The sequence below is a fragment of the Desulfovibrio simplex genome (assembly GCF_055387835.1).
In genome coordinates this window covers 1,623,114-1,644,315 of the sequence record NZ_AP042377.1, presented here as the reverse complement: position 1 = coordinate 1,644,315, position 21,202 = coordinate 1,623,114, and the positions used below count along the sequence as shown (strand labels likewise).

At 50.1% G+C, this 21,202-nt stretch carries 25 protein-coding genes, 2 tRNA genes and 1 pseudogene; 8 read left to right on the top strand and 20 right to left on the bottom strand.

The features are described from left to right. Nucleotides 1–187: 187 nt before the first annotated feature. The 4 genes from ACZ5DH_RS06705 to ACZ5DH_RS06690 all read left to right on the top strand — a co-directional run bounded on the left by ACZ5DH_RS06705 (nucleotide 188) and on the right by ACZ5DH_RS06690 (nucleotide 1,717). Entirely contained in the window at nucleotides 188–691 is a 504-nt protein-coding gene (locus tag ACZ5DH_RS06705) for an Arm DNA-binding domain-containing protein (protein ID WP_464256518.1), read from the top strand. Then, nucleotides 628–1,401 (top strand): tyrosine-type recombinase/integrase, encoded by a 774-nt coding sequence (locus ACZ5DH_RS06700; protein ID WP_464256517.1) that lies wholly within the window; start codon nucleotides 628–630, stop codon nucleotides 1,399–1,401. Before ACZ5DH_RS06705 ends, ACZ5DH_RS06700 begins: the two co-directional genes overlap by 64 nt. A 2-nt stretch (nucleotides 1,402–1,403) precedes the next feature. Next, complete coding sequence (locus tag ACZ5DH_RS06695) at nucleotides 1,404–1,619, top strand: helix-turn-helix transcriptional regulator (protein ID WP_464256301.1); 216 nt, start codon at nucleotides 1,404–1,406, stop codon at nucleotides 1,617–1,619. A gap of 21 nt (nucleotides 1,620–1,640) precedes the next feature. After that, nucleotides 1,641–1,717 (top strand) — tRNA-Arg (locus ACZ5DH_RS06690). A gap of 296 nt (nucleotides 1,718–2,013) precedes the next feature. Here ACZ5DH_RS06690 and ACZ5DH_RS06685 read toward each other — a convergent pair. Genes ACZ5DH_RS06685 through ACZ5DH_RS06670 form a run of 4 tightly spaced genes read right to left on the bottom strand, consistent with a single transcriptional unit; the run spans nucleotide 2,014 to nucleotide 4,642 of the window. Further along, nucleotides 2,014–2,784, bottom strand: a complete 771-nt coding sequence (locus ACZ5DH_RS06685) for a hypothetical protein (RefSeq protein ID WP_464256300.1) — start codon at nucleotides 2,782–2,784, stop codon at nucleotides 2,014–2,016. Then, entirely contained in the window at nucleotides 2,744–3,154 is a 411-nt protein-coding gene (locus tag ACZ5DH_RS06680) for a hypothetical protein (protein ID WP_464256589.1), read from the bottom strand. Before ACZ5DH_RS06680 ends, ACZ5DH_RS06685 begins: the two co-directional genes overlap by 41 nt. After that, nucleotides 3,126–3,521, bottom strand: coding sequence for a Shedu anti-phage system protein SduA domain-containing protein (locus ACZ5DH_RS06675; RefSeq protein WP_464256299.1), 396 nt, complete (start codon nucleotides 3,519–3,521; stop codon nucleotides 3,126–3,128). The genes ACZ5DH_RS06680 and ACZ5DH_RS06675 overlap by 29 nt, the downstream gene beginning before the upstream one ends. Continuing rightward, nucleotides 3,440–4,642, bottom strand: coding sequence for a hypothetical protein (locus ACZ5DH_RS06670; protein ID WP_464256298.1), 1,203 nt, complete (start codon nucleotides 4,640–4,642; stop codon nucleotides 3,440–3,442). Before ACZ5DH_RS06670 ends, ACZ5DH_RS06675 begins: the two co-directional genes overlap by 82 nt. Nucleotides 4,643–4,891: 249 nt before the next feature. Between ACZ5DH_RS06670 and ACZ5DH_RS06665 the strand changes: the two genes are divergently transcribed. Then, a complete protein-coding gene (locus ACZ5DH_RS06665; protein WP_464256516.1) occupies nucleotides 4,892–5,422 on the top strand; it encodes an AAA family ATPase in 531 nt (176 codons plus the stop codon). 323 nt (nucleotides 5,423–5,745) lie between these two features. Here the strand turns inward: ACZ5DH_RS06665 and ACZ5DH_RS06660 are convergent, their stop codons facing one another. The 12 genes from ACZ5DH_RS06660 to ACZ5DH_RS06605 all read right to left on the bottom strand — a co-directional run bounded on the left by ACZ5DH_RS06660 (nucleotide 5,746) and on the right by ACZ5DH_RS06605 (nucleotide 12,462). Next, nucleotides 5,746–6,528 carry a hypothetical protein gene (locus ACZ5DH_RS06660; RefSeq protein WP_464256297.1) on the bottom strand — a complete coding sequence of 261 codons (783 nt, stop codon included), beginning with the start codon at nucleotides 6,526–6,528 and terminating at the stop codon, nucleotides 5,746–5,748. Nucleotides 6,529–6,534: 6 nt separating this feature from the next. Next, entirely contained in the window at nucleotides 6,535–6,753 is a 219-nt protein-coding gene (locus tag ACZ5DH_RS06655; RefSeq protein ID WP_464256296.1) for a helix-turn-helix domain-containing protein, read from the bottom strand. Between the two features lie 293 nt (nucleotides 6,754–7,046). Continuing rightward, nucleotides 7,047–7,415, bottom strand: coding sequence for a PDDEXK nuclease domain-containing protein (locus ACZ5DH_RS06650; protein WP_464256515.1), 369 nt, complete (start codon nucleotides 7,413–7,415; stop codon nucleotides 7,047–7,049). A gap of 38 nt (nucleotides 7,416–7,453) precedes the next feature. Beyond that, nucleotides 7,454–8,149 carry a DUF1016 N-terminal domain-containing protein gene (locus ACZ5DH_RS06645; protein WP_464256295.1) on the bottom strand — a complete coding sequence of 232 codons (696 nt, stop codon included), beginning with the start codon at nucleotides 8,147–8,149 and terminating at the stop codon, nucleotides 7,454–7,456. A gap of 1 nt (nucleotide 8,150) precedes the next feature. Continuing rightward, nucleotides 8,151–8,477, bottom strand: coding sequence for a hypothetical protein (locus ACZ5DH_RS06640; protein WP_464256294.1), 327 nt, complete (start codon nucleotides 8,475–8,477; stop codon nucleotides 8,151–8,153). A gap of 77 nt (nucleotides 8,478–8,554) precedes the next feature. Then, nucleotides 8,555–9,322 carry a metallophosphoesterase gene (locus ACZ5DH_RS06635; protein WP_464256293.1) on the bottom strand — a complete coding sequence of 256 codons (768 nt, stop codon included), beginning with the start codon at nucleotides 9,320–9,322 and terminating at the stop codon, nucleotides 8,555–8,557. 52 nt (nucleotides 9,323–9,374) lie between these two features. After that, nucleotides 9,375–9,605, bottom strand: coding sequence for a hypothetical protein (locus ACZ5DH_RS06630; protein ID WP_464256292.1), 231 nt, complete (start codon nucleotides 9,603–9,605; stop codon nucleotides 9,375–9,377). A 139-nt stretch (nucleotides 9,606–9,744) separates the two neighbouring features. Continuing rightward, nucleotides 9,745–9,990 carry a type II toxin-antitoxin system ParD family antitoxin gene (locus ACZ5DH_RS06625; RefSeq protein ID WP_464256291.1) on the bottom strand — a complete coding sequence of 82 codons (246 nt, stop codon included), beginning with the start codon at nucleotides 9,988–9,990 and terminating at the stop codon, nucleotides 9,745–9,747. Between the two features lie 510 nt (nucleotides 9,991–10,500). Continuing rightward, nucleotides 10,501–10,719, bottom strand: coding sequence for an aldehyde dehydrogenase family protein (locus ACZ5DH_RS06620; protein ID WP_464256514.1), 219 nt, complete (start codon nucleotides 10,717–10,719; stop codon nucleotides 10,501–10,503). 37 nt (nucleotides 10,720–10,756) lie between these two features. After that, a complete protein-coding gene (locus ACZ5DH_RS06615) occupies nucleotides 10,757–11,431 on the bottom strand; it encodes a hypothetical protein (protein WP_464256290.1) in 675 nt (224 codons plus the stop codon). Nucleotides 11,432–11,715: 284 nt separating this feature from the next. Next, on the bottom strand, nucleotides 11,716–11,913 hold the full coding sequence (locus ACZ5DH_RS06610; protein ID WP_464256289.1) for a hypothetical protein: 198 nt from the start codon (nucleotides 11,911–11,913) through the stop codon (nucleotides 11,716–11,718). 111 nt (nucleotides 11,914–12,024) lie between these two features. Then, nucleotides 12,025–12,462: a TetR family transcriptional regulator C-terminal domain-containing protein gene (locus ACZ5DH_RS06605; RefSeq protein ID WP_464256288.1), complete on the bottom strand. Its 438-nt coding sequence runs from the start codon at nucleotides 12,460–12,462 to the stop codon at nucleotides 12,025–12,027. A 161-nt stretch (nucleotides 12,463–12,623) separates the two neighbouring features. Here ACZ5DH_RS06605 and ACZ5DH_RS06600 point away from each other — a divergent pair, with 161 nt between their 5' ends. Then, entirely contained in the window at nucleotides 12,624–13,973 is a 1,350-nt protein-coding gene (locus tag ACZ5DH_RS06600; RefSeq protein ID WP_464256287.1) for a linear amide C-N hydrolase, read from the top strand. 242 nt (nucleotides 13,974–14,215) lie between these two features. On the opposite strand, the gene ACZ5DH_RS06595 is transcribed toward ACZ5DH_RS06600, so the two are convergent. After that, on the bottom strand, nucleotides 14,216–14,983 hold the full coding sequence (locus tag ACZ5DH_RS06595; protein WP_464256286.1) for a DUF2333 family protein: 768 nt from the start codon (nucleotides 14,981–14,983) through the stop codon (nucleotides 14,216–14,218). 1,002 nt (nucleotides 14,984–15,985) lie between these two features. Between ACZ5DH_RS06595 and ACZ5DH_RS06590 the strand changes: the two genes are divergently transcribed. Further along, complete coding sequence (locus ACZ5DH_RS06590) at nucleotides 15,986–16,909, top strand: diaminopimelate dehydrogenase (protein ID WP_464256285.1); 924 nt, start codon at nucleotides 15,986–15,988, stop codon at nucleotides 16,907–16,909. A 187-nt stretch (nucleotides 16,910–17,096) separates the two neighbouring features. Further along, nucleotides 17,097–17,423: pseudogene (locus ACZ5DH_RS06585) on the top strand (IS481 family transposase); the annotation flags it as partial. Here the strand turns inward: ACZ5DH_RS06585 and ACZ5DH_RS06580 are convergent. The 3 genes from ACZ5DH_RS06580 to ACZ5DH_RS06570 all read right to left on the bottom strand — a co-directional run bounded on the left by ACZ5DH_RS06580 (nucleotide 17,346) and on the right by ACZ5DH_RS06570 (nucleotide 21,171). After that, nucleotides 17,346–18,518, bottom strand: a complete 1,173-nt coding sequence (locus ACZ5DH_RS06580; RefSeq protein WP_464256284.1) for a tyrosine-type recombinase/integrase — start codon at nucleotides 18,516–18,518, stop codon at nucleotides 17,346–17,348. The pseudogene ACZ5DH_RS06585 and the gene ACZ5DH_RS06580 overlap by 78 nt on opposite strands. Nucleotides 18,519–18,761: 243 nt before the next feature. Then, nucleotides 18,762–18,838: transfer RNA gene (locus tag ACZ5DH_RS06575), tRNA-Glu, on the bottom strand. A 506-nt stretch (nucleotides 18,839–19,344) separates the two neighbouring features. Further along, entirely contained in the window at nucleotides 19,345–21,171 is a 1,827-nt protein-coding gene (locus ACZ5DH_RS06570; RefSeq protein ID WP_464256283.1) for a flagellar hook protein FlgE, read from the bottom strand. Between the last annotated feature and the right edge of the window lie 31 nt (nucleotides 21,172–21,202).

The window sequence follows — 21,202 nt, the reverse complement described above, 5'->3', positions numbered from 1 at the left end:
AGACAATCTTTTAAGGCGCATTTATCCAGTAGTATCAAAGTATTACCGGAAATTTTGACCGGGCATGCAACCAGTGAAATCCGGCAAAATACACGTCCATTGCTGGTACATTTGCTGGTACGTTTTCGGCGCTTGTTTCGCTTGGATATGGCTGAAATTATGAAGATTTTACAACTGGAGGGTGAACATGAAACTGACAGATACTTTCGTAAAGCGCAAGCAAGGAAACGGGGAGGCACAGAAGCACTCGGACGGCGGCGGGCTGTATCTCTACATCACTCCGCAGGGCAACAAGTCCTGGCGCTTGGGCTACAGATTCATGGGCAAACAAAAACTGCTGGTCATAGGGCCATATCCCGCCGTCAGTTTGAAGGAAGCGCGGGAGCGCCGGGAGGAGGCAAAAAAGCTGCTGGTGGACAACATAGACCCCAGCACGGCCAAGCGGGAAGCCAAAGCAGTTGCCGTCAATGCCGCCAAGAACTCTTTTCAGGTAATCGCTCTGGAGTGGCTGGAAAAATATTCGGTCAACTGGACGGCGGCATACAAAAACCACATCCTGCGGCGCATGGAAAAATATGTGTCCCGGCCGTCGGCAAACGTCCAGTCAAAAGCGTTACCGCCCCGGAGTTGTTGGAGGCTTTACGTCGAGCCGAAGATAAAGGAGCGGGCTTCATGGCGCATCAGGCCTTGAACGAGTGCGGGCGCATTTTTCGCTACGCCATCGCCTCAGGCAGGGCGGAACGCGATATCGCCGCCGATTTGCGTGGAGCATTGACCCCAAGGGTCTACAAGCACTTTTCGGCGGTAAAAGAGCCAAAGGGCATAGGCAAGCTGCTGCTCGCCCTGGACGACTACAAGGGAACTTTTACGGTGCGCTGCGCCTTGCGGCTTTCACCTCTGGTGTTCGTGCGCCCTGTTGAACTGGCTCTGGCGCAATGGAAAGAAATAGACTTTGAAAAGAACGAATGGCGCATCCCTGGGGAACGGATGAAAATGCGGCAAATGCACATCGTTCCGCTGGCGCGTCAGGCAGTGGAAATCCTGCGGGAAGTCCACCAGCTCTCCGGCCAGGGCCAATATGTTTTTCCGGCCAGGGGCAACACTGAAAAAGACACTCCCATGAACCGGATCAGCCTTGTCCGCTCTCTCCGGGCGGCTGGTTACTCCAAAGACGAAATGACTCAGCACGGATTTCGGGCAATGGCCTCCACCATGCTGAACGAACTCGGCTACAACCGAGACTGGATAGAACGCCAACTGGCCCACGGCGACCGGAACGGCGTCCGGGCCGCGTACAATTATGCGGAGTATCTACCGGAACGCCGCCGCATGATGGATGAATGGGCCGATTACCTTAAAACTCTGCGCGACAAGGTTCGCCAAGAACAAACAGGCGTCTGATTATGGCGAGAGAAACCAAAACACCGCTTCCGTTGCCGCAGGAGGGTTTTGCCCGGCTGCCCCAGGTGTTGCATGTACTGGGTATCAGCGCCTCGGCATGGTGGCAGGGTGTGAAAGACGGCAAGTATCCGCAGCCGGTCAAGCTGGGGCCGCGTACCACCGTCTGGCGAGTGGAGGAGATACGGGAATTGATAAGGCGGGTGTCAGAACCTAGCTGATTTCCAGGTTAATTTTATTAAGGTGCCCATGACTCAGCCGGATAGAGTAATCGCATTCTAAGCGATCAGTCGGGAGTTCGATCCTTCCCTAGCCGCCATTTTTCAAGGACTTGGGGTGAAATCCAGGTCCTTTTTTATATAATCATCTAGGAAGAGTGACTTGGAGTTGTTCCGTATATACCGAAGACAGTGTTGCAAAAAAATTCCACTTGATAGCGGAATGGGAAATAGCTGTAGTTGAAAACTTTGATGATAAAGACTTCAAGATTGAGCTTTGTTAAATTTTAGGGCTATTACAAAAATTCCATTCAGAGCTGACACCTCAAACTTTGATACTCCCTAAACAAGAGAGATAGATTAAAATATTTTTGCCAAACTATCCAGATAAATTTAATTACTCTTCATAAGCATAGACGTTGTAGCCAAAACGAATGTCACCCCAGTTATTTTTGACTGCTTTTTGGATGCTAGCCATCAAGAGAATTATAGCCAACTCTTTAGCTTTAGTAATGCCTTGCTCCTCGTCTTCTTCAAATGGGAATAGCCCAGGAAATTTAAGGTTGCCATGAATAAACAACGACCTAGTAGAGTACATTTTCTTTAATACCTTCCTAAATGTTGGGCTTTCTCCAAACAGAAATTGTGACTTGGAGATAATTTGACTAGATATTGATTCTTCAGTTGCTTTTTCTTTGTCATTAAATATTGCTTCAATGCCAATCATCGCCCATAGCATATCTATATATCCCCCAACCCCTCTATTACGTATCAGCTTTAAAAAAGCACAGAGTGCAATTCCCAATTTTTTATCACTTTTCCCACTAAATAAGTCTATATGACCATTTACCCATAAATATGTATTGAGTAAATTTAGACCCTCCAATTTAGGCCAGTCTCCAACCTTGTAAAAACTATCATTGAACATTCTTATGCAATTAAATTCATTGACATCAATACCTTCTGGTTCGCCATCAATGAAATGTAATCGCTTTGAAATATAAAAAATAAAAGGGTAAGCAATGTTACATGCTATTAAAAATTTATCCAATTCTTCGCAAATATTATACATTATACAAATCTTAGCCATTTGGTCATAATCTATATCATAAGCTTCTCCATTTTCTTCATCTTCTGCGTAAAGATGGTCTCCAACATCTTGATACAAAAAAATTATCAACTTCTACCATAAATTCTATTCCAATCGCATCTTCTTTATCACAAATATATTTTAGACCACGAATAGATTCATAATAATTATCTATATCATAAGATTGAGATTTTGATATCTTTATAGCATGATGTTCATTCATTATATCAATATACATAACCAAATTTAGAGTTAATAGCTCTTCTAAAACGTCTTCTTTTGGCAAATTCAGTAATACTTCAGAAGAAGACAGGTATTTATTACTAAAAACATATACAACTTTAAAAATTGAAAAATCTATTTCATCAATACCCACTGCATTACTCATATCATACCCACCATGATCTTCTAATTTAGTATTATTTATACAGTTGAGCGATAACACCATCTATTAAATCATCATAGGTAATTATACCGACTGTCGGAAATTCCGAAATGATACTATGCCACACATCATTTGAGAAATCACTTCTCCTGCCAACCACCAGCCATCGGCGAGGCTTATAGACCTTGAATCCATATTTATTTTCAAACCACGCTCTGTTATTTGGGTCGTCAAAGTATTCAGAATAAACTCTAGTCTGAGCTATATAAGAGTGTAACCAACGCGAAAAAGTTTCTCTATTTTCTGAACCTACTATTGTATTCTTAAATACAAATGGTCTTTTGAATTCTAATATGTCAGTATATCCATTGGTATTAAGAGAAAAAAATCTGGTCGGATATTTTTCCGTTTTTCGCTTTGCCAAATACATTCAAGTTCTGGATAAACATCTTGAGAGCAAAACCTCATGGTCAGAATAAAACTATTATCACTACTGGAAAGAAATCTTGTAATATCAGTTTCTGATTTTAATTCATCACCCCAGAATTCAATAAATTTGTTTATTTTTGAGAGTTTAGAGTTTTTATACCCGTCTGGCATTGGATAAATGTATGTTGCTGCGTGCTTAAGTGACTCAAAAAGTAAATTAAATGGTATTTCAAATGAATCATACTCATCATCACTAGGGTCAAACTCAACAGGTATAGCATCAAGCCATTTTATATGCCTAGTTTGCAATCCAACTTTTGGTTCAGAATTAAAAAATGAAGTGTTAATAATTCTTACGAATTCTTTAGGCATGAAAGACGGAGAAAAAGCATTAAACCCAACTACACTACTCTGAGCTGCAAAGTTCCAACCCAATTCTTGAAGTTTGTCGAAGCCGCGATTTGTAAAAAATATTCCATTTTCTATTATGCTTGACAAAGGAAGCTGTATTTTTGTGGTGGAATCAGACTCACAGTCAAATCCAATAATTTCTTCCAAAATGTTTATGTCCTTTAGTGACATATCATGGTAATAAATATCAATTACTGCTTTTCCATCTTCAGGTAACTCCTCAACGACCTCTGGTCCTGAATACTCAATTGCGACATGGGTCCGCCCCACATATATTTTAATCGCCTGAGGAGATACAAGAAATCCTGGAATTTTAGTGATATACTGTGGATGTACTGCCGCAAATTTATGTAGAGGGTGTAAAAAATGATCCATAACCCCTTGTAATATTACATTACAAAGAGACGGCATATTATTGCTCTCTTCAGTTGCCATATTTGCCCCAGTTGTTGTTTGAGGATAAAAATTGGACAAGACTATAGCTGATGGTAAATTAATACAAGTGGCTAAAAAAGTAAGTTTTAGGTTATATGTTAGCCGCTTGGACGCTTTTTGCCTTTGGGTCAAGGGCAAAGAGTACTCTTTTGAATGACAAACAACCTTTTGAGCAATACCCCCAAGACAGCTAATTGTTTTTGCGTCGAGCCGCAGGCGAGTAAGCCAGCCCCGCAGGGCAGGCCGGGAGGGGGAACACCAAAAAGGTGGGGCCACCTCCCTTGTCCTGTCCTCTCAAGAGATTGCAGTATATCACGGGATGTTGAACATTTTTTGCAAATGCGCTGTGATTTCAGTATGTTTCAAGATGCTGCAATATATTTTATAGATGTTTGAAAACTGTTCAGATTCCTGCAACATTATGCAAGGAGCATTAAGACTTTTCAGAATAGAGGCGCAGAGATACTCTGTTTGAATAACCTTGAGGCATGGCCTTGAAGCATGAAGACGAATCTATGAACGCACATAACAATTTCCACATCATTTCCGGCGGTCCCGGCTTCAGGTAAAAGCTCACTACTCATGGCCCTGAAAGACCTGGGCTGCACAACCATGCCTGAAGCCGGGCGGGCCATTATTCAGGATCAAGTGCTCATTGGAGGCTCCGCGCTGCCCTGGGCGGATCGGCAGACGTTTGCGGAATTGATGCTCGGCTGGGAATTGCGTTCGTACCATGAGGCCGGTTCCCTTGAAGGGCCGATCTTTTTTGATCGCGGGGTGCCGGACGTGGTCGGCTATTTGCGTGTCTACGGTCTGGATGTGCCGGCGCATACTCAGTCGGCGGCTGAACAATTCCGTTATAACAAACGAGTATTCATCGCTCCGCCCTGGCGGAAAATTTTTCATGACGACGCGGAGCGAAAGCAGACCTGGGCGGAAGCGGTGGCCACATTTGAGGCCATGGTGAACACGTATGAGGCTCTGGGATATGATATCGCCTTGCTCCCCTTGGCGTCGATTGAAGAGCGAGCGGCGTTTGTCCGGGAACATATATGATTATGCCGTGCAAGACATTTAAGGTGTGTTCTGAGCGCGGCTTATTCATCTCTTCCCCTCGTGGCCGCGCCGAGGGCGCTGCTTTCCGCTTTCTTCATTTTTGCCTCTTGGGGATTTATGCGCGACATATACGGCCAGACCTTGCGACACCTATTCTTCTGAGCCCAAGCCCCTTGATGCCTGAAAGAAGAAAAGCAGCCATGCCAAGCTATTGCTGTTTCTCTTTTGAGAGTTTTTAACGACACTATGCTGCTTGCAGCCTGTTTCAGGGCACTGAAACGCAAAAAGCCTCCGAAGGGGCTTCACTGTACTCCAATCTGCCGTCATCGTCGTAGATATTCCTGGCCAGGGCTGTATCCCTGTGGATACCCCAAGGACTCGTTGGTTCGTCGCTGGGCCTCGTGCGGTTCCAGACCTTCCAGAACCAACTGCCCCCAAGAACGGTTCCAGGCCAGCGTCCGCTGTTCTTTGTCTGGTGATGGGTGGGGAATGAAGCTCGCCTTCTTTATCCCCTGCACCGCGCGGCGCATGGAATCCGACAGCCTGCGATTGGCCTTCTGGGCTCTGCGCCGGAGCCGTTCGGAGGCTCTGGCCCGTTCTCTCTGGAGCATCGGGCCAAGCCCCAGCCACTCAAAAAGTGTTTCGGTGACAATGCGGATGGCCTGGCAGCCAAAGTACGAGCCTTCTTCATTTTGCCGCCTGGGTTGTTGGACGCGCATGAAGCCTGCCCGCTTGAGCAGGGCAATGGCCCGTTCACAGCGACGCTGGCCGATGCCGGCGTCGTGCGAGATGGTCTTTATGTCGATGTCGATGAAGCCATTGGCCAGAGTAGGTGTACCCAGACACATCGACGCCAGATCAAGATGCCGCAGGATGCTTTCCAGGACGATCTGGCAGGCCTCCCGGCGCTCGCTCCGGATCTGCCTGCCGGAATGAATCTGCAATGGCGGGCATTTCTTTGGATGAAAATACCAGGCCTTGGCCCGCTCCGCCGCCAGGGAGAGAATGCGCGGAAAGCCGCCTTTCCCTTTGGGGATGGAAACGGCGGCATTCAGGCGCGGACTGTATGGATTGTGCCCGCAGCGGTTGCCGGAGGGCGACGGCATGGGCAATCAGATCTTTTCCAGCGATTCCAGGAAGCTGTCCAAAGCGTGCCGGTCGTAGAGAACACGCCCGCCAATGCGGGTAAAAGGAATATTCGGGTTTTTAGTTGTTCGCGCCTTGTTCAGAAAATCCGTTGAAACACGCAGATATTGCGCAGCTTCTTCTACACGCATCCAGCGCATTGGGATATGAACAGGATTTTCCTTCTTTTCTTTTTGAACCGCCATTGTACAATCCTCCATGCTGTAGCAAGCATTTTGCTACTTTTGTATGGAGAAACCGTACCATAGGTTTTTTAGGAAATTCCGAGGTGAGGCAACATCGCAACCTCCAACAACGTACTGCAACTTGCCGCAACCAAATATTTGCGAAGATTTTTCTTGACGTGATTTTTGAAGAAAGGAAATTCCTTGTTTTATTTTATGGGCCGACAAAGTTGATGGTGTAAAATCAACCATCACGTGGCAGATTTTACACCATCAGCAAGCGCACAATGCACTGACGGTTAAGAGACCATCCGTTACTTTTCTTCCAGCCGTTCCTCAATTTCTTCCACTGTAGGCAAGCTGGACTTGAGATTGTCCGGGAGAGCGCGGGTCAATTCATACTCGGAAACGCCGATGGGGGTGTTCACATTCTTCAGAGTGTATTCGGCAACAACCCGATCATGGGTTTGGCAGAGAATCAGGCCGATGGTCGGATTGTCGTGCTCATGCCGTAAATAGTCGTCAACCACAGAGCAGTAAAAATTAACCTTCCCGGCATATTCGGGCTTGAATTGCCCTCGCTTGAGTTCGATAACCACATAGCAGCGCAAGCGCGTATGGTAGAAAAGCAGATCGATGTAAAAATCCTGCTCACCGACCTCCACATGATACTGCCTGCCGATAAAGGCAAAACCAGCGCCGAGTTCCAGCAGGAATTTCTCTACATGGCGACAAGGCCGGTCTCAAGCTCGCGCTCATGGAAAGGCTCTTCCAAAGTCAGGAAGTCAAAAAGGTAGGGATCTTTCAAAGACTCTTGCGCCAAGGCGGACTGTGGTGCCGGAAGGTGGGTGACAAAATTTGTGACGGCTTTGCCCTGGCGTTCAAAGGCGTTGCCCTTGATTTGTCCAATCAGCCAGTCCTTGCTCCAGCCATGTTCCAAGGTTTGCGCCATATACCAGAGGCGAGCCGTAATACTTTTAACTCCAAGAAGTAGAGCATTATGCGCCCACGGGAGGTGCAGGACATATTCAAGCAATTTTGCACTCTGATCCGTTGCCCCTTCTCCCTTAGATTGGGCCACCGGCAGTGGCCTGATTGAAGGCTCGATTACGTCAGGTAATTGGGCCACCGGCAGTGGCCCAATTTGCAAGCTGCTATATTCTTTATAAAAAGCGAGCATCCGCTTGAGGTTTCTTTCTGAAAAACCTTTGACTTCCGGCAATTCGTTGCGGATATCCAAAGCAAGCCGCTGAATAACTTTAGCTCCCCAGCCCTCGGCATCTCGTTGCTCATCAATAATACGGTCAACTTCCCAATACATGAAAAGCATTTCCGCATTGGCGGACAGTGTGGCCCGAATCTGTGCCTGTCGGATGCGGTCTTTTACTTCTTTCAGCAATGCCGGATAATTCTTCATACTACTTTCCCATAAATTTATGTATAAGCCGCGCTTCCAGCGCCTTGCGCTCCTTGCGGCCACGCCCGATTCTGCGGGCGAAGCGTCTGGCGGTTTTCTTCTGCTTGGCGAGCGGCCAATATTGCCGTCCGTCCTTTCCCATATCCCAGACGTTGCTGAGCTGATTCACAGAGACGGGTAGATTGCCATCTTCGTCACCCAAGGGAGAGGAGGCCAGAGCCGTCCGCTCATGAGCCCGCCAGCGGCGATGCCAGATTCTTTTATCGTCCTTCTCGCTACGGCAGGTTGTCCAGCTCATAATCGGTTTTTTGCGAACACTGCGACTCATAACTGTTCCCTCATCGGCACATATTCAGATGCCCCCACCTTACTCTCATCTGAGAGAGCAGCCAAGCAGGAGTGATGTCAAACCTCAACCGGGCATCCGTAATTATCAAAGCCCCCTGTGCTTTCATAGCCTCCGGAGCGATGAGGATATCCTAATTGGTTGGAAATAATCCGTGTTTTCCCCATGCGCTGGGCGTCACATTCATGGGTATGCCCATATATCCATAAGTCAGGTTCGTATGTTTCAATATAGCGTCCCATTTCGTATGAGACAAATGCCGGTTCCAGCGGACTCAACAAATATTGAGACCTGGGATTTATAACTGGCGCATGGTGCGTGATGATAACATTGGGGCCGGGTGGTCGCGTACTAAACCCTTGCTCCAAGGCGACAATAAACTGCTGATGCTGCGCAATACTGGACTCTGGAGTGAATATTCCATCATTACGGATATAGCGGAAGTCGTTCAAAGCTGTTTCCGCGTAGCGCATTGATTTGGTATTGCCGGATTTGAAATTCGTCCACATCGTGCCGCCGAAAAAATTAACGCCGCCAATAGTAACGCCTTCATCGCGTAGAAAATGTACCTGTGGCAGTTTTTCGGCCAGCCAGACCCTGAATTCTTCCTCATCCTCCCGCATGGGTATGCGCGTATAATACTCATGGTTCCCGGCGACAAACAGAACAGGCTTCTCCCAATCACGCAGCAGAGTTTCCAGTGGAGTAAAATTCCTGAAGGTAATGATATCACCAGCGAGCACCAGGACATCCCCGTCAATGTCTGGCGGCAGACTCCAGGCATGTGGGAATTCAAGGTGTAAGTCGCTGTAGCTGAGGATTTTCATGCACACTGCCGCTGGAGAAGCCATTCTTGCCCATGCAGGGCATCAGAAAAATTCACTTTTCTTCCACCCGTTCTGCATATTCGGAGGTCAGATCTTCGAGAAAAGGCGTAGCTTCCGCTACTGCTTCTTCCAACAAGGCCTTGGCGAGCAGTTTCTGATCCTGCACAGGCAGATAGACAGCCTTGCGGGCAATGGAGAATTCCTCACTGGATTCCTCCCATGCGTCGACAAATTCAGGGCCTTCCATCATCTTGGGAAGTTTATCGAGTAACCGTCTGGACATGTTATTCCTCCATGCTCCGCATATATTCCAGAGCGGCAGTGATTTTACCGCGTGGCATCTTGACTGAATTTTGCCACCGTCGGTGGCAAAATTCAGACGCTAACTCTAACCCCATCGAATTCGACGGGGTTAACTACGCTTACTTTTCGGCATGTTTGGCCCGCATTTTCGCGAGGAAGGCGTCACTGTCGAAGGGAGCGGGCTCGCCCGATTCTTCTCCGGCTTTGAGCGCCTCTTGCAATGCTTTCAGCCTGAGATCATGCTCTTCCAGAAGCCGCAGCCCGGCCCGGACAACATCGCTGGCAGAGCCGTAACGCCCGGCCTGCACTTGGGTGTCGATAAAATTGGTGAAGTATTCACCAAGGGAAACGGATGTGTTTTTCATTGTGCGCCTTCTCTGCTGTCGATACCAATAAATATTATTTATTGGTATCGACACGGGAAGTCAATGGCCGGATCTCGTTTTTTGTTTCTTCAGGGGAACCGGCAGAATATCACTCCCTATCCAACACCGTCCAACAATATCTTTTATAACATCCCGTCTTTACAGGTATTTTTCCTGATATTGACAAAAACGATTTCGGCAAATAATATATTATCTTCGATATTTGGGACGTACCTGTCCATCCCCTTGGGGACGCCAAATAATTCCAATGAGTTAAACACTCTTTTAGTTAAAGCCGGAACTTGGTAACAAGTTACTGGTGACAAGATGCCCCGTGAGTTACGACCTCATGGGGCATCGCCGTTTTAAGCAGCCCAGCAGCAGCTTGCGAGATATCGCTATCGCTCAAGTCGGCCAGGATCACCGTCTGGTCTCCGTAAAGGCCCGCACTGCGAACATATCTGGCAGTCGTGGTTGCCCGGTAGTGTCCTATAAGCGACTGCGCAGCGCTTAGTCGGTGGCCCGCTCGCGCAACAAGTCCGCCGCGCGTTGCAAAATGACCTTGCGCTCGGAAAAAGGGGTGTCTTTCCATAAAAGAAAGGCATTGTGGGCGTCATCAAGCGTCTGATCCACCTCGCTGTCAGTCGCATCAGGAAAAACTTTCAGCACTTCGTCGGGGTACGGATTGGTTGTGGCGTGAGGCCATGACTTCCTCCAATATTGGCGGATATTGTGTTACTGTTGATGAATGCTTGACCATGCAGGATTAAAGGCCTGCTTCCAGTATACGCCGCCTGATCGCCAGGGTAAGGTCGCTCTTTTCGCCAAGCGCCGTCATGCCGTGCGCTGCAAACTGCCCGACAATGGCGTCGATATCCTGCTGGCCAAGGCCGTATGCGGGCAGAGTGGTCGGCAAGCCGAGACCCTCAAAAAACGTCCGCGTCTTTGCGATGGCGGCGTCAATCCGTTCTTCTTCATTTCCATTGGTGATGCCCCATACACGGGCGGCGTATTGCAGAAGTTTTTCACGTTTCGCCGCTCTCCGAACCTGCAGATTGGCTGGCAGCACAATGGCCAGGGTACGCGCGAGATCGATGCCGTAACGGACGGTCAGTTCATGGCCTGTCATGTGGGTTGACCTGCCCTGGGGAACGCCCGCCCCGATCAGTACGTCGAGCGCCAGGGTCGCCGTCCACATCAGGTTGGCGCAAAGGTCGTAGTTCTGCTTGTCAGTCATGAGTTTCGGACCGATCTCAATCAGGGTTTGCAGCAGCCCTTCGGAAAACCTGTCCTGAACGCGGGCATCGACCGGATAGGTCAGATACTGTTCGGCAACATGAACAAAGGCATCAACAACGCCGTTGGCAACTTGTTTTTCATGCAAGGTAAAGGTCTTGGTCGGATCAAGTATGGAAAACTGCGGAAAGACACGGGGGCTCATGAAGGGCAGCTTGGCCTGCGTTGCGCTACGGGGTATCACCGCCGTTGTTCATTTCCGATCCGGTCGCCGGCGAGGTCAGCACGCTGGCGAAGGGCAGAGCCTGGGTTACGTTGGAGCCATGCGTTTCCATAATGGACCAGGGGTCGCCCTCAAAACAGACGGTTGCGGCGATGACTTTTGTGCCGTCAATAACCGTGGCGCCACCGCGGCAATCAAGAAGTCATTTTTTTCTCGCTTGATCTGCTCAACGGCTCACATCAATATCTCAAAGGCCGGGTTGGGCTCTATGCCGCCAAATTCCTGAGCATCACACGGTCGCCGAGGGCCGCACGCACCTCGTCCAGAGTGCCGTTGTTTCGTGCGCTTTCCCCTCCGTACAGAACGAGCACGCGAGCCTTTACAGGGACAAGCGCATCCAGTCGCGCGATGGTATTTTTGCCGAACAGGATACGGGTCGGGTTGTAAAAAGTGAAATTGTTCATGATAGGGTCCCTTTTTTATTGACTAAGCTGACGTGTTTCATATTAGACCGGTCGACTATAAAGTAGAAACAGATTTACTTGTCGGCAATGCGATGCCGCTCCATAACCTCCTTATTGGGCCGGGGAAATATTGAAAATGTGGCGAGTTGCAGCCATAGCGGTTTTCAGCGGCTCGTCATTTCTGGTAATTTTTTCGAGAAGGCTCGCCCCCATCCACAGCTCGTACAAAGTCTCGGCCAAGAAAAGAGCATCGCCCTCAACAGCCGGCGAGCCATCAGCGCGTGCTTCTTCTATTGCTTTGGTCAGGCGCTGCATAATTTTGGTGGTCCCAATCCGCAACGCGCTACGCATGGCTTCGGGCACACCATCTGCGTTCAGGATTTCAGTCAGCCCAACGGCTGAACCCCCTTTTCCGGCCATGATGGCCTGCCCGGCTTCGAGAATATGGTGCGCCGAACTTCGGCAACTGCTGTTATCGTCTTCATGGGGCACATATAGTTCGTAGTAGACCGGTTGTCTGACGGGTAGGCAATTTTTGTTTTGGGCCATGCCATATTTCGCGAGTGTGAGGCAGAACTTCCCAGATAATTTTACAGTGAAAGCTTATAGTTACGTATGGGAGATCCCAGTTTAGCTTTGTACTAAAAAGGGAATGTTTGCATGGGGGCAGTACAACCGTTCCTGGCAATGCCGCTTTCAAAGGCTTTTGTATGTGTCTGCTCTTTGTTGTCAGCCATATTTTGTTTGGTCGAAGGGGTACTCAAAACAAGATATTACGTTTGACGATAGCTGTTTTTATTTTTAATTTTTGGACTGGTTACTGCGATGGTTATTTTGCGGGCTGCCCCTGTGCCTGTTTTCGCCAATGTGGCCAAGTTTGCTTTTGGCAACTGAGCCTGCCTCGATGCCGTCCCGCATTTTATTTTATCACCAACACCTGCTCACAGGAGCGTTCTATGATCCATAAGATAAAGATATTCAGGTGGGTTTCGTCCGCGATCAGTTTGCTTTTGATTGCGGCAATTTCTTGCGAACCTGTGCTGGCCTGTACAAGGACGCTGTACGTCTCTGCCGACGGCAATGTCGTCATTACAGGCCGGAATATGGACTGGAAGGAAGACATGGGCACCAACCTGTGGGCTTTTCCGGCAGGGATGAATAAAAATGGAGCAGCGGGAAGCCGATCTGTGCGTTGGGTATCAAAGTACGGTAGCGTCACTGCCGCCGGGTATGATGCGGGGACAACGGATGGAATGAATGAAAAGGGGCTTGTGACCAGCATCCTGTATCTGGCGGAGTCAGACTATGGCCAGCTGGATCCTGAAAAACCCGTCATCTCCATAGCGACCTGGGCTCAGTATGTTTTGGACAATTTCGCCACTGTTGCGGAAACAGTAGCCGCGCTCAAGAACGAACCCTTTCAGATCGCGGCTCCAAAACTGCCCAATGGGGCCGCAAGCACAATGCATCTGGCGATTTCCGATGTTACAGGCGATTCGGCCATTTTTGAGTATATCAAGGGTAAACTGGTCATACATCACGGTAAGGGCTACACCGTGATGACCAACTCGCCGAGCTATGATCAGCAGCTTGCCCTGAATGCCTATTGGAAGGAAATTGGAGGGCTGGTTTTTTTGCCGGGGACCAACCGCGCGGCTGACCGCTTTGCCCGTGCCTCGTTCTTTCTTGATGCCATCCCCAAGGCTGTGGACAAAAACTACATTGATGCCGTTCCCGGAAAAAACTTTAATAATCAGGCCATTGCCAGCATGATCAGCCTTCAGCGCGCGGTAAGCGTGCCCCTTGGCATCACCACTCCCGGCCAGCCGAATATCTCTTCGACCATCTGGCGCTCCATCGCCGACCAGAAAAATTTGACCTATTACTTTGACTCTGCCACCAGCCCCAACACCTTCTGGGTTTCTATGGACAAGCTGGATCTGAAGCCTGGAGCTCAGGTGAAAAAGCTGACTCTCCAGAACGGGGCAATCTTTTCCGGGGAAGCTTCGGCGCATTTCAAGGAAACAGCGCCGTTTGCCTTCCTTCCTGCGGGGCAATAGGGACGACATCTTTTGCAAGCCACAGGATCAATCCTGACCTGCATATGCAGGCATGCCGGGAGAGCGGACCCCCAAACGCAGAATCCAGCCGTCAGTGACGGCTGGATTCTGTTGAAAACATAAATAACGCGCTGCGCATCAGCTAATTTGTACTGTCATATGATAAATGTGTTGCATGACAGCATGTAAAAGCTGCGGAGAATTTTTCTGTAAATTCTCCGCAGCCTTTTTGCGTCATGATATTACATGCGAATGCTGTTACGGATATCCTCCAGGCGGGCTTTGGCAAACAGCAGGTACGACAAAACCAGCTCGCCGGAGTTGAAGGACGACGTAATGTACAGAGGATCGTAGTCACAGATGCGGGTCAAATACGACATGGCGGAAACCATGTTTTCTTCATTGTTTTTGGCCCGTATTTCCGGATACAGCATGTACAGGGTGTGTATAAAATCACGCAGAACCAGCACAATGCCCTGCACTTCATAAATACGGTTATCCAGCGTGTAGAACGGCATGTCCTGTGCGTTCTGCAACAGTCCCAACGCATACCCCAGCATATTTTCGCCGGTTACGGCCACAAAGGACGCATACAGGTCATCCGAGCGGCAGTTGAACACGCCAGTGCCGTTGTCCAGTGATTTTTTGTAATCCTCCAGCAATTTGAAGCCCTTTTTGTAGGAGCCTTCGGCGGAGGGGAGCATGAAGCTGCGCGGATCAATGGCAAAGCTGTTGATGCGCGCTTTGTACAAAAACTCGCTCTCGCGGTCACTGCTGCCCAGCTTGGCTATCTGGCTGGAATAGAGGTCAAGGAGAAACCGGGTTGCGTGGTATACGCCATACTGACGGTAGGCGCGATTGTCCATTACAAAACGGTTAAAAATGATGTCGTTGAGGCTCCAGCCAAAGGTGGAATTCAACTCGCGCCGCATCTGGAAGGTAATGGAATCCAGCAGGATTTTTCCTTTCTCGATTTCCGGCAGTTTGTCCGCCTCGGCAGGTATGGGCATGGGTTCCGGAAATGTTGTGGCGTCAATCGCTGAATACGCGCGCTGCAAACCCCAGAACAGAAACAAGATGCCTAATAAGATAGACGCTTGAACGGCCAGGGTTTTAACGACAACCTGAAATTTTAATATTGGAGGCAATGATGGCAGTTTCATGATGCTAATCCCCTAAAAACGATCTTTGTGGGCCTTAAATTTAACCAACTAATCATTTTGTCAATGTACAGCTGAATCGACAAATGGGGAAGGCCAAATCTGCCGGTTTCGCATACTGTTATGGCATTACACATATAATGAATGCCACTCATTCATTGTTGTATAATAATAAACATAGTTATAAATTATTTTTTGCTGTTAATTTGTCTGCACGTAGAACATCTGAAATTATTCCTGATTTGCAATCAATTATTGCCGAAAAAAATACCATCTTGCGCGCACATCTTGTGCAATATCTGTCCGAGCAGTACAGGCATATTGGTCTGATCGTTCCGGGCCAGCGCCATTGATGCCGCATCTGGTTGCACAGTGTACGATATCCGCCACCCCAGGCAGTGCACATGCTTTTTTGGCAATCAGCGCTAAAATAATTATATAAAATTATTTGAAATTTTCGCAGTAGCTGGGCTCCTGGCATCCGTGAGATGCAAAATCCAGTAAACAGACAACGCTTCATCAGGTGAAAAAGCAATGGACACGCACCCGGTTTTAGCCGACAATTCTTCGCGTCTGTCGGCATGCCGGGGATACGTGTTTTAAAACGTTTCCACGCGGTTCACGGTTCGGATAGGCACGTTTCCCGGCCCGGTTTACAGACATAAAAAATTTTCCATGAGGGAACTTACGCCAGTAGGTTCCCTTTCTCGTCTGAAAGTTCATGGGCATGGTTGAATATGCCCCGTAATCAGTTACGGCTGGGCGATCTGTTTCGGTTCCGCGCATGGCCCCGAGGTTTATTGGAGTGCGCACCATACACCACAAGAAAGTAAACATCATGGGAGGCAACACATGAATCCAATTAAAATTTCTGTGCATGGCCTGGGCAATATCGGTAAAGGCGTCATAGACTGCCTGCTAAGCGCCCGGGATTTTGACTGCCTGGGCGTGGTGCGGCGCGCCCCGTCTTTGGGAACGCAGGCATTTTCTCTGCGGGGGCTGCCGGACTATGCTTCCATTGACGCCCTTATGGCGGCCAAGGGCAAACCCGATGTTGCAGTTATTTGTGGGCCATCACGCAATGTTCCTGCAGATGTCCGGCATTACATGGAAAAGGGCATCAATACCGTGGACAGTTTTGATATTCATTCGGAAATTCCCCAGCTGGTCGCAGAGCTGGATCAGGTGGCCAAGGCATCTGGCCGGACGTGCATAACAGCGGCGGGGTGGGACCCAGGGACGGACTCGGTCCTGCGCGCGCTTTTTGAAGCCATGACCCCGGTAGGAACGACCTTTACCAACTTCGGGCGTGGCCGCTCCATGGGGCACTCCGTAGCTGCAAGGTCTATTGCCGGAGTGGAAAATGCCTGCTCCATTACAATTCCTGTCGGCGGAGGCAAACATTCACGGCTGGTGTATGTCCTTCCCGCTGCCGGGGCCTCTTTTGCCGACATCAAACAACGGATCGCCGCTGACCCCTATTTCAGCAGCGATCCCCTGGATGTCCGCGAAGTAAGTAGCCAGGAAGAGCTGGATTCTGTGGCTGACAACTCGCACGGCGTACTCATGGAGCGTATCGGCGCCTCTGGGAGTACTTCCAACCAGCGCCTGAGCTTTGACATGCGCATAGACAACCCTGCCCTGACGGCACAAGTACTGGTATCCTGCGCCAGGGCCACCACACGCCTTGCTCCCGGTTGCCATACGCTGATTGATGTGCCGCCGGTGGCTTTGCTTCCTGGTGACCGCATGAAGCACATTGCCAGACTGGTTTAAATGCAGATGTAAAGGATGGGATGGCCCACCCGCGTAAAGCGGATATGCATGGACAAGCTAAAAACCTTTGCCAGAGGCCATCCCATGACTATACTGTGTTCCCCACACGCGAGGGGATGAACCGCACAGATTCATCACTGCGCACGTCGCGGATTAGTGTTCCCCACAGGCGTGGGGATGAACCGTCATCATTCAAGACGTCATCAAACACAAGACCGGACTTCTGAATCTCGCCGCCGAACTCGGCAACATAGCCAAGGCCTGCCGCGTCAGTTGAAGAAGCCACGGAAGCCGCCGTGACCACTTTTGCCATCAATTTTCCCACCCACGGGCAAGTGCGGGCCAGTAACAAGTTGCGCAAACAAGGTGTATTTGTTTCTCCCCCAGTGTGCGTTCCATCTGGATGCGACATGGGCTGGCATCCATGAAACAGCGCCTACGCGCCCTGGAAAAGAAGTCCACCGAGGAAGGCCTTGTGCTGACGGAAGCTCAGGTGCAGGTCCTGGAGTGTAAAACGCACGTCGTTCCTTTCACCGTGGGCAAGCTGGCGCTCAATCCGGTCCCGGTTGTAGCCGAGTTCGTTGAGCAGAGTGGAAGCCAGGGAACGGAAACCGTGGATGCACATTTCATCCTTGGCGTAGCCCATACGGCGTATGGCGTTGAGCACGGTGGCGTCGGCCAGCGGGCGCGTTACAGTGCGGATGGAAGGGGAAAGGAGCTTTCCGCTGCCTGAAAACTCTTGCAGCTCTTTCAGGATGCTCACCGCCTGCCTGGAGAGCGGCACGATGTGTATCTGCTTCATTTTCATGCGCGTGGCCGGGATGCGCCATTCGCTGGTTTCAAAATCGAACTCGCTCCATTCTGCGGCTCGAAGTTCGGTTGGGCGGACGAAGACCAGCGGCCCCAGCTTTAGAGCGCATACGATGGGGAAATAGCCGTCATAGTCATCAATATTGCGCAGAAGCTGGGCCACCTTTTTCGGCTCGGTGATGGCCGCTCTGTGCGTGACCTTTCTGGGGCGTATCGCGCCGGAAAGGTCTGTGACCGGATTTCGCTTGGCCCGTCCTGTGATCACGGCAAAACGGTAGATCTGCCCGATGATTTGCAGCAGGCGGCGGGCGGTCTCATTCTGGCCTTTCTGCTCAATGGGCTGGATGACCTTCAGAATATCCAGGGCTTCCATCCGGGCGATGTGTTCAGTGCCGATGACCGGGAAAATGTACTTCTCCATGCGGTACATGACCGTTCCCCGGTGCTTTTCCGTGAAGTCGGTTGTCCGGGCTTCGAACCATTCCTGGGCGATATTCCGGAACATGTCCTTCACTTCCGATATCTGCTCTTCTTTGACGATTTTTCTCTGCGCGGCAGGATCAATGCCGTCAGCCAGGAGTTGTTTGGCCTCCATGCGCTTTTCACGGGCTTTTTGCAGGGTGACTACCGGATATTCTCCAAAGCTGAGCACTTTTGCCTTGCGCTCAAAATAGTAGCCCAGACGCCAGAGTTTTTTGCCGGAAGCAGACAGGTAGAGGTACAGGCCGCCGCCGTCGGCGACTTTCATGGGCTTGCCAGTGTACTTCAAATTTTTGATCTGAAAATCGGTCAATGCCATGTCGGTTCTCCTTGAATTAGTGTGGATTTAAGGATACCCGCTTGGACAATAATGCTTTTATATTTCAGAGCATTAAAAGAAAAAACGGATATCGAACTACTACCGCATTTCGATATCCGCAAAAATACCCGCAAAGCTCTTGGATTAGCCTGGATTTGGCTGGATTCGGAAGAAAGCCCGAATCGCTAAAAAGCAAGAGCGGCAAGGTATTTTGTACCTTGCCGCTCTTTATAAACCAAAAATTGGCGTCCCCAAGGGGATTTGAACCCCTGTCGACGGCGTGAAAGGCCGTTGTCCTGGGCCGGCTAGACGATGGGGACGCGCTGTGAGGTGTTCTTTTAAGTGAAAAAATGGCAAAGTGTCAAGCAGAAATTTACAATTTTTTTCGTCATGTTACACAAAGTGTTGTCAGGGGCTGACAGGCGGGGCCGCATTGCCCGGAGCAGGCTTTACAGTGAGGTAATTTCACTTTGAAACTGCTTGAAAGTGTTCTGGCAACTGTCCTGGGCAGGCGTTTGATATCAAGGCGTAAGCGCGGGGTATCCACGTCGTTGCACGCAGAGGCGGACTTGCTCAGCTCCTTTAGGACGCTCACCCTCAAAGGCCATCTGCCGATATAAAATCGCCGTATAGCGCTGGCCTGAAGGTTCCATACAAAATCAGCACCACCCTCTAGCAGGTGGTGCTGATTTACAAAAAGGCGTCGGCCGTAATGGCCGACGCCTGCACGGAACGAAAGGGCACAGCGCTATCCCCAACGCCGTGGAGAGGTTAGCTTTCGGCTGCGCTTGAGCCGCCCCCTCCATCCTTTCAAACAGCTTGCCTGCTATCTCTTCATGCCGATAACGGTTTCCAGCATGGTGTCCACCGTGGTTATGCCCTTGGAGTTCGCCTGGAAGCCACGCTGGGTCGAAATCATCTGCACGAATTCTGTGGTCATATCCACATTGGATTGTTCGATGTTGTAGGCCCGTGTCGTGCCAAAGCCATTGTCGCCCGCCACACCCAGCCGCGGTTCGCCAGAATCATTTGTAGCAGAGAAGAGGTTGCCGCCTTCGCGGTACAAGCCCTGGTAATTCTGGAAATCGTACATGGCGATCTGATACAGGGGCAAGGTTTTGCCGTTGGAATAGACACCGTGAACGACGCCGGAGTTATCTATGCTCACGTTGCTCAATGTGCCTGAAGCATAGCCATCCTGCGTGCGGTTCTGTACGGTGTAGGACGTGGTATTGGCCACACTGGCGTATTCCTGACGTTGCGCGTTGCCCATAATGGGAACATTGGAATAGTCGACATACGGAGGAGGCGTCGTGGCCGGTGGAGTAGGACTGTGCACCGCGAGATCGGCGAGTGATGTCGTGTTATTTGTCCACGTAGGAGTGCCCATGCTTTTGAGGCCGAAGTCCAGTTCTGTAATGTAATTCTGCACCTGGCTTACAGGAGTTCCCCCGCCATTGGACATGGTTTCACTCACACTGTTGGACAGGGGCTGTCCCGTGAAGTTGGCGGAAAAAACCGGCAGGCCGTTGCTGGATACTTTGGTTGGCTGCCAGGAAGATTTGAGCGAGGGATCCACGGCCACCTGATCGTTGGCGGCAGGAGTTTCCGTAGCGCCATAGGTGTAGGCGGTCTGGTTGACCAACTGGCCACTGGCGTTAAAGATCATGACGCCGCTCATGAGCACACCCGCATTCTTATTGGTGCCAGCCGTGGGGTCGTTGTAAAACTTGGTCGGCTCAGTAGTCCAGGTGTTGGTGGCCTCGTCGTAGCCTGCGCCGCCAAAGCTGCGGTTGTCCTGCGAAGGGGGAATGGTGACCAGATATTCATACACCGTGTACCCGGCGGGCAATCCTTTGATGTTGTATATGGTATTGCCGCTGGAATCTGTCTTGCTGGCGTCAACCTGGTCATAGTAGACCGTCAGTGTATGGGTGCCGCCGCCTTCATCATAAACATCAATGGTGGACTGCGTGGCATAGGCGGTATCGGCCATTGGGGGATTGCTTGTTCCATTCCACAGATCGAAGAGTGCGGTCATGGGGCTGGTGGAGCTTGTGGTGCGATCGCCATTGCCATCATTGGTAAGACCCATTGTGAAGGTGACATTGGTGGTCTGCTGGGGGATGATGTTCCAGCTGTCCAGCACTATGTCGGTGGGGGTGCCTGAGCCAACGTACGCTGATTTGCTCAGTTTGTCGTTGCCAAGGTTGGTCGCGCCGTTGTTGAAAGTCAGCTTCTTTTCGTTATTGACCTTCCATCCCTGCAGCAAATAGCCTTCAGGATTCTGGAGTTCACGGTTTTTGTTGAAATAAAAGTCGCCAGCGCGTGAGTAGTACATCTGCTCACTATTGGGCTTACGCACCTGGAAGAACCCGTTGCCGTCAATGGCAAGGTCAGTCGCTGAGTTGGTGGTTTCAAGCGACCCTTGCGAAAAATCACCCAGGATGGCGTACACGCCGGCTCCCGCGCCGATCTGGTTGGTGCCGCTGGTGGTGCCTATGCTCCTGTACAGATAATCGTTGAAGTCCATACGCTGACTCTTGAAGCCAAGAGTGCTCACGTTGGCTATATTGTTGCCGACCACATTCATTTTTTGGCCGTGGGTGAGCAGGCCTGAAACGCTTGTCCACATGCTGGCTGAAAGACCCATAACTTCCTCCGTGTCTTGGATAGGGGGATAT

What these genes read in the sequence shown, in the direction of transcription:
- ACZ5DH_RS06695 (WP_464256301.1), top strand. Translation starts at nt 1,404, where the DNA reads ATGGCGAGAGAAACCAAAACACCGCTTCCGTTGCCGCAGGAGGGTTTT.
- ACZ5DH_RS06680 (WP_464256589.1), bottom strand. Translation starts at nt 3,154, where the DNA reads ATGGTGTTATCGCTCAACTGTATAAATAATACTAAATTAGAAGATCAT.
- ACZ5DH_RS06660 (WP_464256297.1), bottom strand. Translation starts at nt 6,528, where the DNA reads ATGCCGTCGCCCTCCGGCAACCGCTGCGGGCACAATCCATACAGTCCG.
- ACZ5DH_RS06610 (WP_464256289.1), bottom strand. Translation starts at nt 11,913, where the DNA reads ATGAACAATTTCACTTTTTACAACCCGACCCGTATCCTGTTCGGCAAA.
- ACZ5DH_RS06590 (WP_464256285.1), top strand. Translation starts at nt 15,986, where the DNA reads ATGAATCCAATTAAAATTTCTGTGCATGGCCTGGGCAATATCGGTAAA.
- ACZ5DH_RS06580 (WP_464256284.1), bottom strand. Translation starts at nt 18,518, where the DNA reads ATGGCATTGACCGATTTTCAGATCAAAAATTTGAAGTACACTGGCAAG.
- ACZ5DH_RS06705 (WP_464256518.1), top strand. Translation starts at nt 188, where the DNA reads ATGAAACTGACAGATACTTTCGTAAAGCGCAAGCAAGGAAACGGGGAG.
- ACZ5DH_RS06615 (WP_464256290.1), bottom strand. Translation starts at nt 11,431, where the DNA reads ATGAGCCCCCGTGTCTTTCCGCAGTTTTCCATACTTGATCCGACCAAG.
- ACZ5DH_RS06595 (WP_464256286.1), bottom strand. Translation starts at nt 14,983, where the DNA reads ATGCCCATACCTGCCGAGGCGGACAAACTGCCGGAAATCGAGAAAGGA.
- ACZ5DH_RS06675 (WP_464256299.1), bottom strand. Translation starts at nt 3,521, where the DNA reads ATGTATTTGGCAAAGCGAAAAACGGAAAAATATCCGACCAGATTTTTT.
- ACZ5DH_RS06655 (WP_464256296.1), bottom strand. Translation starts at nt 6,753, where the DNA reads ATGGCGGTTCAAAAAGAAAAGAAGGAAAATCCTGTTCATATCCCAATG.
- ACZ5DH_RS06625 (WP_464256291.1), bottom strand. Translation starts at nt 9,990, where the DNA reads ATGAAAAACACATCCGTTTCCCTTGGTGAATACTTCACCAATTTTATC.
- ACZ5DH_RS06645 (WP_464256295.1), bottom strand. Translation starts at nt 8,149, where the DNA reads ATGAAGAATTATCCGGCATTGCTGAAAGAAGTAAAAGACCGCATCCGA.
- ACZ5DH_RS06635 (WP_464256293.1), bottom strand. Translation starts at nt 9,322, where the DNA reads ATGAAAATCCTCAGCTACAGCGACTTACACCTTGAATTCCCACATGCC.
- ACZ5DH_RS06570 (WP_464256283.1), bottom strand. Translation starts at nt 21,171, where the DNA reads ATGGGTCTTTCAGCCAGCATGTGGACAAGCGTTTCAGGCCTGCTCACC.
- ACZ5DH_RS06600 (WP_464256287.1), top strand. Translation starts at nt 12,624, where the DNA reads ATGTGTCTGCTCTTTGTTGTCAGCCATATTTTGTTTGGTCGAAGGGGT.
- ACZ5DH_RS06630 (WP_464256292.1), bottom strand. Translation starts at nt 9,605, where the DNA reads ATGTCCAGACGGTTACTCGATAAACTTCCCAAGATGATGGAAGGCCCT.
- ACZ5DH_RS06605 (WP_464256288.1), bottom strand. Translation starts at nt 12,462, where the DNA reads ATGGCCCAAAACAAAAATTGCCTACCCGTCAGACAACCGGTCTACTAC.
- ACZ5DH_RS06640 (WP_464256294.1), bottom strand. Translation starts at nt 8,477, where the DNA reads ATGAGTCGCAGTGTTCGCAAAAAACCGATTATGAGCTGGACAACCTGC.